This is a genomic window from Staphylococcus sp. HMSC065D05, from assembly GCF_001813195.1.
Classification (GTDB): domain Bacteria; phylum Bacillota; class Bacilli; order Staphylococcales; family Staphylococcaceae; genus Staphylococcus; species Staphylococcus epidermidis.
Genome location: NZ_KV811730.1, coordinates 119,617 through 135,605, shown reverse-complemented (window position 1 = coordinate 135,605; position 15,989 = coordinate 119,617). Strand labels below are relative to the sequence as shown.

13 protein-coding genes are annotated in these 15,989 nt (G+C 30.9%); 7 read left to right on the top strand and 6 right to left on the bottom strand.

What is annotated here, in order from left to right:
• Positions 1-26: 26 nt before the first annotated feature.
• Positions 27-1,898 carry a BglG family transcription antiterminator gene (locus HMPREF2897_RS02270; protein ID WP_070592583.1) on the bottom strand — a complete coding sequence of 624 codons (1,872 nt, stop codon included), beginning with the start codon at positions 1,896-1,898 and terminating at the stop codon, positions 27-29.
• Between the two features lie 568 nt (positions 1,899-2,466).
• Positions 2,467-2,601 carry a beta-class phenol-soluble modulin gene (locus tag HMPREF2897_RS02265; RefSeq protein ID WP_001831873.1) on the bottom strand — a complete coding sequence of 45 codons (135 nt, stop codon included), beginning with the start codon at positions 2,599-2,601 and terminating at the stop codon, positions 2,467-2,469.
• 298 nt (positions 2,602-2,899) lie between these two features.
• Here HMPREF2897_RS02265 and HMPREF2897_RS02260 point away from each other — a divergent pair, with 298 nt between their 5' ends.
• Complete coding sequence (locus HMPREF2897_RS02260; RefSeq protein WP_001831826.1) at positions 2,900-3,679, top strand: (S)-acetoin forming diacetyl reductase; 780 nt, start codon at positions 2,900-2,902, stop codon at positions 3,677-3,679.
• 463 nt (positions 3,680-4,142) lie between these two features.
• Here HMPREF2897_RS02260 and HMPREF2897_RS12100 read toward each other — a convergent pair whose 3' ends face one another.
• From HMPREF2897_RS12100 to HMPREF2897_RS02245, 4 genes are all read right to left on the bottom strand, one after another.
• Positions 4,143-4,313: a hypothetical protein gene (locus HMPREF2897_RS12100; protein WP_002456749.1), complete on the bottom strand. Its 171-nt coding sequence runs from the start codon at positions 4,311-4,313 to the stop codon at positions 4,143-4,145.
• The gene (locus tag HMPREF2897_RS02255; RefSeq protein WP_083303124.1) at positions 4,294-5,196 is read right to left on the bottom strand and encodes a DUF1672 domain-containing protein; all 903 of its coding nucleotides are present in this window, start codon (positions 5,194-5,196) and stop codon (positions 4,294-4,296) included. The genes HMPREF2897_RS12100 and HMPREF2897_RS02255 overlap by 20 nt, the downstream gene beginning before the upstream one ends.
• Before the next feature lie 103 nt (positions 5,197-5,299).
• Complete coding sequence (locus HMPREF2897_RS02250) at positions 5,300-6,214, bottom strand: DUF1672 domain-containing protein (protein WP_080352552.1); 915 nt, start codon at positions 6,212-6,214, stop codon at positions 5,300-5,302.
• A 204-nt stretch (positions 6,215-6,418) separates the two neighbouring features.
• A complete protein-coding gene (locus HMPREF2897_RS02245; RefSeq protein WP_002486837.1) occupies positions 6,419-6,922 on the bottom strand; it encodes a hypothetical protein in 504 nt (167 codons plus the stop codon).
• Positions 6,923-7,227: 305 nt separating this feature from the next.
• Here HMPREF2897_RS02245 and HMPREF2897_RS02240 point away from each other — a divergent pair, with 305 nt between their 5' ends.
• The 6 genes from HMPREF2897_RS02240 to arcD all read left to right on the top strand — a co-directional run bounded on the left by HMPREF2897_RS02240 (position 7,228) and on the right by arcD (position 15,750).
• Positions 7,228-8,472, top strand: a complete 1,245-nt coding sequence (locus HMPREF2897_RS02240) for an ArgE/DapE family deacylase (RefSeq protein WP_002486866.1) — start codon at positions 7,228-7,230, stop codon at positions 8,470-8,472.
• Between the two features lie 432 nt (positions 8,473-8,904).
• Positions 8,905-10,428, top strand: coding sequence for a M4 family metallopeptidase (locus HMPREF2897_RS02235; RefSeq protein WP_070592580.1), 1,524 nt, complete (start codon positions 8,905-8,907; stop codon positions 10,426-10,428).
• A 511-nt stretch (positions 10,429-10,939) separates the two neighbouring features.
• On the top strand, positions 10,940-11,401 hold the full coding sequence (locus HMPREF2897_RS02230) for an arginine repressor (RefSeq protein WP_002486840.1): 462 nt from the start codon (positions 10,940-10,942) through the stop codon (positions 11,399-11,401).
• A 337-nt stretch (positions 11,402-11,738) separates the two neighbouring features.
• Positions 11,739-12,974: an arginine deiminase gene (gene arcA, locus HMPREF2897_RS02225; protein WP_070592579.1), complete on the top strand. Its 1,236-nt coding sequence runs from the start codon at positions 11,739-11,741 to the stop codon at positions 12,972-12,974.
• A 104-nt stretch (positions 12,975-13,078) separates the two neighbouring features.
• Positions 13,079-14,086, top strand: a complete 1,008-nt coding sequence (gene argF, locus HMPREF2897_RS02220; protein ID WP_002458332.1) for an ornithine carbamoyltransferase — start codon at positions 13,079-13,081, stop codon at positions 14,084-14,086.
• 260 nt (positions 14,087-14,346) lie between these two features.
• Positions 14,347-15,750, top strand: coding sequence for an arginine-ornithine antiporter (arcD, locus tag HMPREF2897_RS02215; protein WP_070592575.1), 1,404 nt, complete (start codon positions 14,347-14,349; stop codon positions 15,748-15,750).
• Positions 15,751-15,989 lie beyond the last annotated feature (239 nt).

The window sequence follows — 15,989 nt, the reverse complement described above, 5'->3', positions numbered from 1 at the left end:
AGAATAATTGCCGTCAATAGTGGCAATTATTCTTTAAAACGTGCATACAAAGTGTTTTTTAGTTGTAAATCATCTAAAAGACATAATTGATGGATGTCATCTTCTTCTAATTGAGCAATTGTTTGTATAATTTTACGGTTAATATTTAAATCTTTTTTACTCATTGCTAAAAAGAAAACAAGTTTAACTTTATGTTGTTTCCATGTTATAGGTTGAGAAGGTTTAAATATAATCATGTGTGATTTTAGTACTTTTTCAGGGTTGCCGTGCGGGAGTGCTATCCCTTTACCTATATATGTTGAGGATTGTTTTTCGCGATCTATTGCACTTTCTATATAGCCATCTAGAGTTGCATGATGATAATCTAAAATTTCTTTGGATTTCTCAAAAATTGGAAGAATGTGAGTTGAATGATTCAGTTTGAAATTGGACTCAACACTCAACTGAATTTTTGATAATATATCATCTTTTGATAATGGGTTTTGCATGGCTTTTATAAAGAATTTGATTTTTTTAGCATCGTCATCTGAAAATAAAGGTGATACTTGTATGACTTTAGGTGTTTGTAAAAGTTGACTTGTATCAAAGTCTTGAGTAGTAATTAATAAGTCAATCCCTTCAAAATGATAGTCGTTAATATCTTCAAGTTTTAATGTATCTACGATTTGTATTGCATGATTAAGTTGTTTGATTTTCTCAGCGAGTAACGTTGAGATGCCTAAACCATAATAACAAGCAATTACAACATGAATATGTGATGACTTATGACGTTCGATAGAAGACTGAAAATGTATAGTTAAAAAGGCAATCTCGTCTTCACTTAATTGGATATTTGTATCTTGTGATAATTGTCGAATACTATCATATAGTGTATTAAAGACAAAGGGATATAGTCGTTTAATTTGACTTGTTAATGGATTATTTAGATACACATGACGCATTAATCGCAAATATGTACGACTAAAGTGGACGTTCATATTATCTTTTAAAATTGTATCTTGTGAAAAGGGAAAACCAATATGTTGCTCCATTAATTCAATGAGGCAATCGATATAACTTTGGATAAATAGTTGTTGGACCCCTAAATCAAACTTATTGTAATGGTAGCTAATAAAAAAGGAAAAGCATTCGCTTGTTTTATTGTTAAGTTGATATCCAAGCGTTTCGTTGATATCTTTTATACACTTTTTCGCAATAGTTAAAGATTCTGAATCAGTGCTCCAATCTTCTTCCTCTGGTTGAGAATGTTTGATAATTAAAATTAGATGCACAAGTAATTGTTGTATTTTATTTTCAGAAGTTGATAATTGATGATTATCTATATGCTTTGAGATAATTTGTTTTATTTTTCTAGTATGGGCTTGAGGTAACTCTTGTAAAATAAGGTTTTCAACTTTAAAGTCATCGTCTGTAAGTTGGTTGATATGAAGTACAGCATTACTGATACTCGTTGTACTCGCATCGATCATGATACCTTGCTTCTTTTTAATTGATAAATAAATATCAAATTTTATAGCCCACGTTTGTATACGTGTTATATAATCAATCACTTTTGATTTTGTTAAATGGTAAGTTGAAGATAGCTCTTTGATAGTGAATGTATGCTTTTCCATAAATAACCTATAAGCAATTGTGATAAGTAATTTATTTTCTTTTACAATAACTGACTCTAAAGCAGATTGTATCTCATCAGGTGTATAAAGCCATGTATTTAGCAGATAACCTTTAGATTGTACACTTAAAATTAATTCATTTAGAAATGTAGTATGTATAGTTTTAATATCATTACGAATAGTTCTATTAGATACATTTAACTGTTTGGCAATATCATGGCCACTTATATACGTATCTGTATAATTTAATAACAATTTGATGAGTTTGATTTGTCTATCAATCACGATTAATCACTCTTCTCTATATAAACTTTGAGAAAACGCTTCAATGATTTACTTTAATTCTATTATTAAAATTGAACACAATCAATATGGGGAAAACGTGAAAAATATTACCATCATCTTAATTACAATTATAAGAAGTCGTTATTTATAATTAAGTTATATTTTTAGAATAGTAGACATCAATTATTAAAAAAGTAAAATTTGAATTAAATTAGATTTGAGTTCGATATATATTAAGTGGTAAAGAGATGAAATTAATATCTCTAATAAAAATTGCTTCACTTTAAAACATGTGGAAATCAGTTCGCTTAAGAGTGAAAGTTAATGGTCCAGTATGATGGTGGAGCATTAGAATAAATCATTTTGTCAGAGAAATAGAGGGCTAAAATGATAAATTCTAAAAAGGTTATAGAATTAATATTTTAAGATGAATAGTACAGTATAGTCACTTGTTCAACTTAATTAGCATCTACAACTACTAATATGTTAACAAGGCTAGGACACGATATGTATCCTAGCCTTGTTTTATGGTATTTAGAAACAATGAGGTTTCATATGCTATTTTGAATTAAACAAATTTTAAAACTTGGTCAACGATTTTTGCAACTGTATCTGCAATACCGAATCCCATGTCTACCCAATCTTGTTTTACGTGTAAACCAGCGTTTACAGCGTTATGTAATGATTCAACGATACCTGACATAATAATATAATCCTCCCTTGTTGTTTGTGATACGCTTACATAACTATTTCTAACATACATATAGATACATGTAAAGGGGGTTGAGAAATTTTAACAAATTCTTTAAAAACAAAATAAAATTGAGAACTAGGAATTTGGAATATTGTGACTTCTTGTAATTTAATTAATTGCAATAGATGAACATTGAAAATTAAATGTTAATAAAATTGTGCATTTATTCACAATATCTTCACATCAAATTGCACAAATTATGATAATTTAAATATATAATCTTAAGAAATATTGAGGAGTGGTTTTGTTGAGTAACTCAAAAAAAGTAGCCGTTGTCACAGGTGCAGCACAAGGTATTGGCTTGAAAATTGCTGAGCGTCTATTTGAAGATGGATATAGCATCGCGCTTGTAGACTTTAATGAAGCGGTAGCTAAAGAGTCAGCTGAAAAATTATCAAAAGAAGGGCAAGAAGCAGTTGCTTTTAAAGCAGACGTTTCAAATCGTGATCAAGTATTTAGTGTATTAAATCAAGTCGTTGAACACTTTGGCGATTTAAATGTCCTAGTTAATAATGCTGGTCTTGGTCCAATGACACCAATTGAATCAGTAACACCTGAACAATTTAATCAAGTTGTAGGTGTTAACGTAGGTGGTGTATTCTGGGGCATCCAAGCTGCAATTGAACAATTTGATAAATTAGGACATGGCGGTAAAATTATCAATGCCACATCTCAAGCAGGTGTTGAAGGTAATGCAGGCTTATCTCTATACAGTAGTACTAAGTTTGCTGTTAGAGGATTGACTCAAGTAGCAGCACGTGATTTAGCTGAGAAAAATATTACAGTCAACGCATTCGCACCTGGTATTGTTGAAACACCAATGATGAAAGGTATCGCTGAAAAGCTTGCTGAGGAAAATAACCAACCAATGGAATGGGGTTGGAAACAATTTACAGATCAAATTGCCTTAAAACGCTTATCTAAACCTGAAGATGTAGCTAATGTAGTAAGCTTCTTAGCAGGTAGCGATTCAGATTATATTACTGGCCAAACAATCATCGTTGACGGTGGTATGAGATTCCACTAAGATAAATATCAATGAGATATAAAAAAGTTGAGTAAAGTTAATTCTAGAGATTTTAAAATTTCTAGAATTAACTTTTTAATTATCAAACATTAACATTCTTCTATTCTGTAAAAATAACTTAAGCTATTTAAGGTATTAAGGTATGTTAACTGCTTAGTAAATGGTCAATATTTATAATTATCAATTAAATTTAAAATTGATGGCGTGATATATTGTGGCATATCTTTTACAAAAGGTATGCGCTTAGAAAAATATTCACTCTCAAATCCAGAAATGACATGAAATCTAGCAATTGCAAATATTGGATAATCTTTAGGTAAACAATGATTGATACTTTGATTTGTTCATTGCTTTATCATTTAAACAAACATAGTGATTTTAATTTTTATCATATAAAAGAATGAAGATAAAAAAGATGTATGTGAAAAGTGTGCTCACATACATCTTTTTATTAATATACATCTTAGTTAGCACCAACTGCTACTATAGAATTTGATGTGGATGCATCATCGTAAGAATCAATTACTTTGAATTTTTTACCGTTAACTGTAAATTGTTTGTTTTTAGTATTGTGATATACCCAAAAGCCATTTATTTCAGCTATATCCCTATCATTAATTTTTAAATCCGTCATGGTCGAACACCCTATACTCATTAATTTGATTGTTACTTATGTTTGGATCGTTGATTTTTAATTTGTTATTGCTAAATAATAAGTGGAATGTGAAATTATGTGGAATAGATGGCTCTTTTCTCATTTCTTTAGCCATGGATAAAGTATTTTTTCTAATGATTTTTTCGTCATATTCGTCCAGAGTACTGAAAAGTGTAGTCGTTATTTCTGTATTAATATACGTATCTTTTTTAGACTTTAATTGTTTCATATGCTTTTTAAAATCATCGTCACTTTCTTTAATTAAAGGTTCAAAATGTTTTCTATAATCTCGTAATTTCGTGGAACTAGTAGTAATGTAAAAGTAATTATTTTGATAACCTATATTTTGAGTTTTAGTTATTGCTTCATCGGTGAATCCAGTATAGTGATATTTATCTTCTTTATCTTTGAGGTATTTTTCTAAGTTATCCATTTTTTCCTTATTTGCTCTATACTCAAAACCGCTTAACACAGTTCCTACCATCATACTCATAGTATCTCCGTTATCATTGCTTCGCATGGAGCCTTCTTCATGTATTGCTTCCTTATCAAAAGGGATGCTTGCATTAAACACAATGTCATGATCATCGCAATGAACGTAAACTTCGGCGCCATCACCACTTCCTACAACATTTGTGGCTTTAACATTAAGGCTAAAATTATCTTTAAAAAATTGTTCGCCAAGTTTTTCGTATTCTTCACGATATTTTTTCGCATGTGCGATAGCACTTTTTTCAGCTAATGGTTGGAAATCTTGACCTTTGTATTGACTTGCAGGAACTTTTTCTATTTCGTCTTTCATTGTCGAACAACTTCCTAATATTAGTGTTGAAACGATAATTGTGGCGATTAATTTTATCATGATACACCTTTCTTTACTAATATTACATCTTAATTAATATGAAATACATTATTTAAATCAAGCCCAAAAGCTATTTAATTCAGCAATATCTCTATCATTGATTTTACTCATGTTTATGCACTCCATATTCTAATGGGTTGTTAGCATCATAAAATGCGCGTGTAGAATTAATTTTTGGCTCACTTAATTGTAAAGTTATGTTTGTGTTTTCAGGTTTTTCTTTGTAATGATATAAATCATCACTTAAGAATAATAAATCTTTCTTAGAGTTATTTTTAGTGAAATCAGATTTAGTACTGAATAATGTTGAAACAACTTCAATTTTGGCTTTGAAATTTGTTGCTTCATTTGCTTTTTTCATGCCTTCTTTGAAATTCTTAGAATCTTTTTTTATTAAAGGTTCATAATATTTTCTATAATTATTAATATTAGTAACGTTACCTGCTAAATAATAATACTCATTTTGATATCCAACATTCTGTGTCTTATGTATTGCTTCTTTAGTAAAACCGGTATATTGATATTTTTCTTCATTGTCTTTAAAGAACTTTGTTAAGTTATCATATTTTTCTTTTTGTGCTTTATATTCAAAACCACTTAACACCGTTCCAACCATATTACTCATGGTATCTCCGTTATCATTGCTTCGCATGGAGCCTTCTTCATGTATTGCTTCCTTATCAAAAGGGATGCTTGCATTAAACACAATGTCATGATCATCGCAATGAACGTAAACTTCGGCGCCATCACCACTTCCTACAACATTTGTGGCTTTAACATTAAGGCTAAAATTATCTTTAAAAAATTGTTCGCCAAGTTTTTCGTATTCTTCACGATATTTTTTCGCATGTGCGATAGCACTTTTTTCAGCTACTGGTTGGAAACCTTGACCTTTGTATTGACTTGCAGGAACTTCTTCAGGAATTGATTGTGATGAATGTTTTGCTTCTTTATGCACTGTGGAACATCCTCCAATTAATAATGTTGAAACGATAATGGTAGATATCAGTTTTCTCATGATACACCTCAATATAAGATTAGTTACTTTAATTTTAACTTAATTTATAAATTATATAAAAAGAATTTATAAAAGTATTGAACAAATATAACATTTTTCACATATTAGTTATATTGATTTTATAGCAATTTCAAACATATTCGAATAAAAAAATAAAAAGCTTATACAATATAATTTGATACATGCATAAGCTTTGTCATATGATTAACGATTTTTATTCTGATTATCATTTGTTCCATGATTTTGATTGTTGGAATTATTATTTGAGTTGCCATTTTGTTGTGAATCAGATTGATTATGATTAGGTTGTGACGACTGTTGTGGTGTTGATTGTGATGGTTGATGATCTGATTGATTAGTTTTGTTCTGATTCGGTTTCTGTTTGTTATTTTCTGAAGAGTTATTTTTATTTGAACCAGACTGTTGATTATTATTTGGGTATTGATGGTAATTAGGTTGTTGCGCTGGTTGTTCAGTACCTGATTGATTATCGTTGTTATAGTCACTATTTGTTGGTTGCGTTTGATCTTGTTGTTGATGAGTATCACGATTCTGATTTGAAGTATTATTTTGTTTGTTTTTGCGATTGTGTTCTATTTTTTGATCGTTCTTATTAGAAGTCGTATGGTGGTTAATAGCTGCATATAATGAAAAGCCCAATGCACATATAAGAATGATTACCACTATTGTAGCTAAAAATTTTTTCAAAGCGTATATCCTCCATCCTTTTTATCAACTATATTTTATTATAATCCTTTTTTTATTGTAAGTAGAATTATTCTATAAAGTACATTAAAAATTCCAGATTTAATTTTCTAGTAATATATTACAAACTAGAATTATCGTTTAACGTCTAAGCATGATGTCATGACTGAACCATTATGCTTGTTATAATCAATTAATATAAGTATTGTAAGGTAAACAATATAGATAAATGAGATACATTATAGAATAAAAGTTATACTTACATTGTTAAATTAAAAGTTTTACAAATTAAGAAAGGTGGAATAACGATGCGGGTATTATCTGATGAGGAAAGAATTAAAATCTTATCCGATATAGTGTCAATAAAAACTGTAAATAGTAATGAATTAGAGGTTGCACAGTACTTAGAAAAACTATTTAATCGGTATGGAATTCGTTCACATATTGATACAGTTACAGATGGTCGAGCAAATTTAATTGCAACCGTTGGTTCAAGTCAACCAGTTATAGGAATATCTGGTCATATGGATGTAGTATCTGAGGGAAATCATGATCATTGGACGTATGATCCTTTCACACTCACAGAGGATCAAGGCTATTTATACGGTAGGGGAGCTGCAGATATGAAATCTGGATTAGCAGCTTTAGCCATTGCTCTTATTGAAATTAAAGAAAGTGGTAAGTTAACTCAGGGAACTATTAAATTCATGGCAACAGTGGGTGAAGAAATGGAACAATCTGGTTCGCAACAGTTGTTTGAAAAAGGATATGCTGATGATTTAGATGCATTACTTATTGCGGAACCATCATTTCCTAGTTTGGTGTATGCACATAAAGGTTCAATGGACTTTAGAATAAAATCTAAAGGACGTGCTTCACATAGTTCATTACCATTTTTAGGTCAAAATGCTATTAAGCCATTATTAGAATTTATTCAAAATATAAATCAAGAATATGAAAAAATAACACAATCAGTAAAAGGTGAATCCTTAGATTTTTCAAACATGATAAATAATTTAGGAAGTCAACTACCTAACCATATAACAAAGGAAAAGGCACAAGAACTTATTCAAGGACTTGTTATGACTAATAGTATTGTTCAAGGGGGAACACAAGTTAATTCAGTACCTGATTTTGCTACAGCTGAATTTAATGTACGCACAATACCAGAATATAATAATAACAAAGTTAAAGCGCTATTTAATGAATATATAGAGCAAGCAAATCAAAATGGTGCTAGTTTGACTCAAGAACTTTATCTTGATTTAGAACCTGTAGTAACAACAGGTCAAAATCGCTTGGTAGAGCTAGGGTTTGATATTGCAAAAAGCCATTTTTCTAACGAAAGAGATTTAATCGTTACTCCTACTGTAGCAGTTACTGATGCTTCCAACTTATTAAAAGGAAAAGATGAAAACTTTCCATTTTTAATGTTTGGTCCGGGAAATGGACCTCATCAAATAAATGAGTGCGTAGAAAAAGCCAATTATTTAGAATTTGTGGAATACTATATAGAGTTTATCACTTCATATTTAAATGAAGAGAATGAGTAATAAAGATGTGACGTTACACTCTCCAAGTAGAATTTAAAATATTCAACTTGGAGGGTGTTTTTAATATAACATCGTAAAACTAAACAGTATTTAAAAAATACGCCGTACCATATTGTTCTAGAATTGTTGATTCTTCAGAAAGTGACGACTTTTTAGATCTATTTCTCAAAATATAGCATTTGAAGTGAAACGTTTTAACTATTTGTTATAATAATTAATTTTATTTCATTTTAATTAACTGATGTGTATTATAACATTAATTCTAAATTAAAATTTTAACATAAGTTTTTTAAGTATTGTACAAATTATTTATACAAAAAAATTATAAGTGATGATTATGTGAATTAAATGAAATTTTCATTTACTTTTCAGAAAATTTTAATTACTATTATATAGTAAGTTGTTTTTCATTAATTTATAGGAGGTAATAAAATGAAGAATTTTTCTAAATTCGCACTTACAAGTATTGCCGCATTAACTGTGGCAAGTCCTTTAGTCAATACGGAGGTTGACGCTAAGGATAAAGTATCAGCAACTCAAAACATCGATGCGAAAGTAACCCAAGAATCTCAAGCAACTAACGCATTGAAAGAGTTACCAAAATCTGAAAATATAAAAAATCATTACAAAGATTATAAGGTCACTGATACTGAAAAAGATAACAAAGGATTTACGCATTACACATTGCAACCGAAAGTGGGCAACACGTATGCACCCGACAAAGAAGTAAAAGTTCATACGAATAAAGAGGGTAAGGTAGTTCTTGTCAATGGTGATACTGATGCTAAGAAAGTTCAACCTACGAATAAAGTATCGATAAGTAAAGAAAATGCCACAGATAAAGCTTTCGAAGCAATAAAAATTGACCGTCAAAAAGCTAAAAACTTAAAAAGTGATGTCATCAAAACCAATAAAGTTGAGATTGATGGAGAAAAAAATAAATATGTTTATAACATAGAAATTATTACAACTTCACCAAAAATTTCTCATTGGAATGTGAAAATTGACGCTGAAACGGGTCAAGTGGTTGATAAATTAAATATGATCAAAGAAGCAGCTACTACAGGTACAGGTAAAGGTGTACTAGGTGACATGAAACAAATTAATATTAATAGTGTCAGCGGTGGCTATGCACTACAAGATTTAACTCAACAAGGTACACTTTCAGCTTACAATTACGATGCGAATACTGGCCAAGCTTACTTAATGCAAGATAAAGACAGAAATTTTGTTGATGATGAACAACGTGCAGGTGTAGATGCAAATTATTACGCTAAAGAAACGTATGACTATTATAAAGATACTTTCGGCCGAGAATCATATGATAATCAAGGTAGCCCAATTATTTCACTCGCACATGTAAATAACTTCCAAGGTCAAGATAACAGAAACAATGCGGCTTGGATTGGTGATAAAATGATTTATGGTGACGGAGATGGACGTACATTTACAGCGCTGTCTGGTGCAAATGATGTTGTTGCACATGAAATTACACATGGTGTAACACAGCAAACTGCTAATCTTGTTTACCGTTCTCAATCAGGTGCATTAAATGAAAGTTTTTCAGATGTATTTGGTTACTTCGTTGATGATGAAGATTTCTTAATGGGTGAAGATGTTTATACACCTGGCGTAGGCGGAGATGCCTTAAGAAGTTTATCTAATCCAGAGCGTTTTGGACAACCATCTCATATGAATGATTTTGTTTATACAAATTCTGACAATGGAGGCGTACATACGAATTCAGGTATTCCGAACAAAGCAGCTTACAACACAATTCGTAGTATTGGTAAACAACGTTCTGAACAAATTTACTATAGAGCGTTAACTGTTTATTTAACTTCAAATTCTAATTTCCAAGATGCCAAAGCATCATTACAACAAGCAGCATTTGATTTATATGGCGACGGTATTGCTCAACAAGTAGGTCAAGCATGGGACAGTGTTGGCGTGTAGGCGAACCGTTTTAAAAAAAATATGTTAACAAGTATCTAAAAATGAATTTTAAAGAACCTTAACAAAGAAGAAGTAATGTTAAATATTTACAATCTTTAAAGCCTTAATCGAAATGAGTGTTGACTTAATTTCGACTCAGCCTGAGACAAACTTAACTGTCTCAGGTTTTTTATTTCATCATAAGAGTGAACTAAAATCTTCAGGAATTTTTAAACTAATACAAAGCCGCTTACTTTACCTTGAGGTAAGACTACGGTTTGTCTAGCGTAAGTGTGACTGCATAGTAATGAGTATAAAAAACCTAATAAGAATAAAAGGGGAAATATAGATAAAATGATAGTTAAATAAACAAATTAATTTTAAATTTGAATGTATGTTTACGTACTTTGTCACAAACGACATAAAAATTCTTATTATTATCAACAATAAAATGATAAAGTATAATTAAATAAAAAGAAATTTTAATTTATAAATTAAAATAAATTAGTTATCTATAGGAGTTGATCATTCAATGAAAAAGAGTAAACGACAAGATTTAGTAACTATGATTGTTAAGCAAAATCACATTTATAAAAAAGCAGATATTATTGATTACATTGATGATCACTTTGGTGTACGTTATAGCATGACTACTATTGCAAGAGATTTAAGAGAACTCCATATTTATCGCCTGCCTGTGAAGGCAAATCAATATGAATATAAATTACTTACGCAGCAGTCTCAATTAGACTCAAGAGTAAAACTTAATGATTACATAAAAACAGAAATTATTAACACTATGATTAAAGAATCGTATATACTAATAAAGACGACACCAGGATTTGCACAAAGCATAAATTATTATATTGATCAGTTACAATTGAAAGAGATTATAGGAACTATAAGTGGTAATGATACGATTATGATTCTTACACATTCCCAGTCTATAGCTGAATATGTCTATTACAAAATATTTAATCATAATTATTCATAAAAATTTATAAAGTTGTTTATTATAAATATAACCTGGTAAGCGCATACATCGTTTATCAGGTGTTTTTTATTTCAATAAATATGAGTGTTGTTATTTGATTAAGTATTCAAATTTATGAATAAAAAACTTTTATCCATAAAGATGTAAATGTTCATATTACTCAAATATTCATTTTTTTAACGAAAGTATGCAATAGTAATGTATATTCAAACATAATTATGTATTGAATAACCAAATGTTGCGAAACTTTTTACATTTAGTATGTGATAATCATCACGAACTTAGTTATTAATCAGTTTTATACTGATAATGTAGCGAAGAAAAGGAGGAAATGAGTATGACAAATGGACCTATTCAAGTTAACAGTGAAATCGGGAAACTAAAGACGGTATTACTTAAAAGACCAGGGAAAGAATTAGAAAACTTAGTGCCTGATTACTTAGATGGATTATTGTTTGATGATATTCCATTTTTAAAGGTAGCTCAACAAGAGCACGATCGTTTTGCTCAAGTTCTTCAAGATGAAGGAATAGAAGTGCTTTATTTAGAAAAATTAGCAGCACAAAGTATAGAAGATTCAAATGTCAGAGAGCAATTTATAGATGACGTTTTAGCAGAATCTAGAAAAACTATCCTAGGGCATGAAACAGAAATAAAAAAACTCTTTTCAACTTTGTCAAATCAAGCATTAATTAATAAGATTATGGCTGGCGTACGCAAAGAAGAAATACAACTTGAATCGACACACCTTGTAGAGTGCATGGATGATAAATATCCGTTTTATCTTGACCCAATGCCTAATCTATATTTCACACGTGATCCTCAAGCTTCAATTGGTAAAGGTATGACAGTAAATCGCATGTTTTGGAGAGCAAGACGCAGAGAATCGATTTTCATTTCATATATTTTAAAACATCATCCTAGATTTAAAGATGAGAATGTTCCTTTATGGTTGGATCGTGACTGCCCATTCAATATCGAAGGCGGAGACGAACTGGTGTTATCTAAAGATGTACTTGCAATAGGGATATCTGAACGTACTTCTGCACAAGCAATTGAACGTTTAGCACGACGTATTTTTAAAGATCCGTTATCTACTTTTAAAAAGGTGGTGGCGATTGAGATTCCAACTAGTCGAACATTTATGCATCTAGATACTGTTTGTACAATGATTGATTACGACAAATTCACTACACATTCAGCAATTCTTAAATCAGAAGGAAACATGAATATCTTTATCATCGAATACGATGATAAAGCTGAAGATATCAAAATCCAACATTCTAGTCATCTTAAACAAACATTAGAAGAAGTGCTCAATGTTGATGAAATTACATTAATACCAACTGGAAATGGTGATATCATCGACGGAGCTCGTGAACAATGGAATGATGGTTCGAATACTTTATGCATCCGTCCCGGTGTGGTTGTAACTTATGATCGTAATTATGTTTCTAATCAATTGTTACGTGAGCATGGTATCAAAGTTATTGAAATTCCTGGAAGTGAACTTGTACGTGGTCGAGGAGGCCCTCGTTGTATGAGTCAACCTTTAATAAGAGAAGATCTATAGATATAAGATAGGGTGTTGAATAGATATAGCTTGAGCATCACGAAATACATTCACTTATGCTATTAAATTTGATAGCGACTTATAAAATGAAAGGGGCACATCCCATGAAAAACATCAAGAAACCCTTCGATTTAAAAGGTAAGTCACTGCTAAAAGAGTATGATCTCACAGGTGAAGAATTTGAAGGTCTAATCGATTTTGCTATGACGTTAAAAAAATATAAACAACAAGGCACACCACATCGATATTTAGAGGGTAAGAACATTGCTTTACTCTTTGAAAAGACGTCTACTCGCACGCGTGCCGCATTTACAGTCGCATCTATTGATCTAGGTGCACACCCTGAATTCTTAGGGAAAAATGATATTCAATTAGGTAAAAAAGAATCTGTTGAGGATACTGCCAAAGTTTTAGGAAGAATGTTTGATGGAATTGAATTTAGAGGTTTTTCCCAAAAAACTGTTGAACAATTGGCCGAATTCTCTGGAGTACCGGTATGGAATGGGTTAACTGATGATTGGCATCCTACACAAATGTTAGCTGATTATATGACAATTAAAGAAAATTTTGGATATTTAAAAGGCATCAACCTAACTTATGTAGGAAACGGACGTAATAATGTTGCACATTCGCTTATGGTGGCGGGTGCGATGCTTGGCGTAAATGTACGTATTTGTACACCCTCATCATTAACACCAAGAGATGTATATTTTAATATTGCTAAAGATCAAGCGTCTAATTATGGAGGTTCAGTTAAGATGACTGATAACATTCATACTGCCGTCAAAGATGCAGATGTTATTTATACTGATGTTTGGGTATCAATGGGTGAAGAAAGTGAATTCGAAACACGTATTCATTTATTGAAAGACTATCAAGTTAATAGAAAAATGTTTAATTTAACCGGGAAAGTAAATACGATATTTTTACATTGCTTACCAGCTTTTCACGATACACAAACAGAATATGGTCAGGATATTTTTGAAAAATATGGCTTAACTGAAATGGAAGTGACAGACGAAATATTTAGAAGTGAGCATTCTAGAGTGTTTGACCAAGCTGAAAATCGAATGCATACGATTAAAGCCGTGATGGCAGCAACTTTAGGCTAGATTTACTACAAGAAAAATAAATAGGGATAAGATCACGTGTATGCTTTATTAAATAAACGAATATTTTTTTCAAATTGTGTCACATAAAAAAATAATTTTTTTCAAAATCATGTTGAGAGGATGATATAGAACTTCGGTCAATGACTATCAAAGATGTGTCGTTACTCATCTATATCTTTCCGCTATACATCTATATATATGCATGTGTATTTTAAAAAGCATATACGTTTTCAATCCCTCCTTCTAAAGGAGAAATGAATATGAATGACACAGGAGATAAAAGATTAAGTCGAACATCATTAATCGGTCTTGTTATAGGTTCGATGATTGGTGGCGGTGCTTTCAATATTCAATCTGATATGGGAGGCCACGCTGGAGGATTAGCAATTATAATTGGATGGTTGATTACTGCTATTGGAATGATTTCTTTAGCACTTGTCTTTCAAAACTTAACTAATGAACGATCTGATTTAGATGGTGGTATTTATAGTTATGCTCAAGCGGGTTTTGGTGATTTTATAGGGTTTGCAAGTGCTTGGGGATATTGGTTCTCAGCTTTTTTAGGTAATGTCGCATATGCAACGTTATTAATGTCTTCTATAGGGAACTTCTTTCCAATATTTAAAGGGGGCAACACATTTCCTAGTATCATAGTGGCATCAATATTATTGTGGAGTGTGCACTTTTTAATATTAAAAGGAGTTGAGACGGCTGCTTTAATCAATAGTATTGTTACTATTACAAAATTAATTCCTATCTTATTAGTGATTATATGTATGATTGTAGCCTTTAATTTTAATACATTCAGGATAGGTTTCTTTGGAATGGATGGATATGGCTCATTATCATTTCATTTCGCTAATACGATGTCACAAGTTAAAAGTACGATGTTAGTGACAGTTTGGGTATTTATTGGTATTGAAGGTGCTGTTGTATTTTCCGGAAGAGCTAAAAATAAAAAAGATGTTGGAATTGCCACTGTTATCGGACTTATTTCAGTATTGCTCATTTACTTTTTGCTGACTGTATTAGCACAAGGTATTGTAATTCAAAATCATATTTCTAAACTTGAGGCACCATCAATGGCACAAATTTTAGCTTATATTGTTGGTGATTGGGGAGCAACATTTGTCAATATTGGTCTTATTATTTCAGTATTAGGTGCATGGCTAGGTTGGACATTGCTTGCCGGAGAGTTGCCTTTTATTGTAGCTAAAGATGGTTTGTTTCCTAAGTGGTTTGCAAAAGAAAATAAAAATGGGGCACCTATGAACGCCTTATTCATTACTAATGTATTAGTTCAAATATTCCTTATTAGCATGCTGTTTACCAAAAGTGCTTATCATTTTGCATTTTCTCTCGCGGCAAGTGCTATACTTTATCCATACATGTTCAGTGCGTTTTATCAGGTGAAATATACAATAGAACACAAGTTAACTGCAACGCCTAAACAATGGATTATAGGAATTCTAGCATCTATTTATGCAATTTGGCTGGTTTACGCGTCAGGTATAGATTATTTGTTACTTACCATGTTGCTCTATATTCCGGGGATTATCATCTATGTAGTTGTTCAAAAAAATAATCAAAAGCGACTTACACAATTTGACTATATTTTCTTCAGTCTTATCGTTATTTTAGCATTGATAGGGTTATTACGATGATGTAATTTATATTTTTAAATGTTATAGATATTGATCAATCATGAGTTATAAAGGGAGTTTAATCGATAAAAATCAAACAAAGAAAAGTATATAAAATATTTGATATTTAAACTATTGGTATAATAAGAACAGTGGTCCATAGTAAATATTGTCTGTAGTATATACAGAATTCTAATAAATTTTAAATCGGAGAAATTATAGCGTCCCCTTTGACCATAGTCTAAGGCAATAAGGAGTTA

Excerpts from the sequence above, each read along its gene's own strand:
- HMPREF2897_RS02265 (WP_001831873.1), bottom strand. The coding sequence starts at position 2,601 with ATGTCAGGTATCGTTGAATCATTACATAACGCTGTAAACGCTGGTTTA.
- HMPREF2897_RS12100 (WP_002456749.1), bottom strand. The coding sequence starts at position 4,313 with ATGACGGATTTAAAAATTAATGATAGGGATATAGCTGAAATAAATGGC.
- HMPREF2897_RS02255 (WP_083303124.1), bottom strand. The coding sequence starts at position 5,196 with ATGATAAAATTAATCGCCACAATTATCGTTTCAACACTAATATTAGGA.
- HMPREF2897_RS02250 (WP_080352552.1), bottom strand. The coding sequence starts at position 6,214 with ATGAGAAAACTGATATCTACCATTATCGTTTCAACATTATTAATTGGA.
- HMPREF2897_RS02240 (WP_002486866.1), top strand. The coding sequence starts at position 7,228 with ATGCGGGTATTATCTGATGAGGAAAGAATTAAAATCTTATCCGATATA.
- HMPREF2897_RS02235 (WP_070592580.1), top strand. The coding sequence starts at position 8,905 with ATGAAGAATTTTTCTAAATTCGCACTTACAAGTATTGCCGCATTAACT.
- HMPREF2897_RS02230 (WP_002486840.1), top strand. The coding sequence starts at position 10,940 with ATGAAAAAGAGTAAACGACAAGATTTAGTAACTATGATTGTTAAGCAA.
- arcA (WP_070592579.1), top strand. The coding sequence starts at position 11,739 with ATGACAAATGGACCTATTCAAGTTAACAGTGAAATCGGGAAACTAAAG.
- argF (WP_002458332.1), top strand. The coding sequence starts at position 13,079 with ATGAAAAACATCAAGAAACCCTTCGATTTAAAAGGTAAGTCACTGCTA.
- arcD (WP_070592575.1), top strand. The coding sequence starts at position 14,347 with ATGAATGACACAGGAGATAAAAGATTAAGTCGAACATCATTAATCGGT.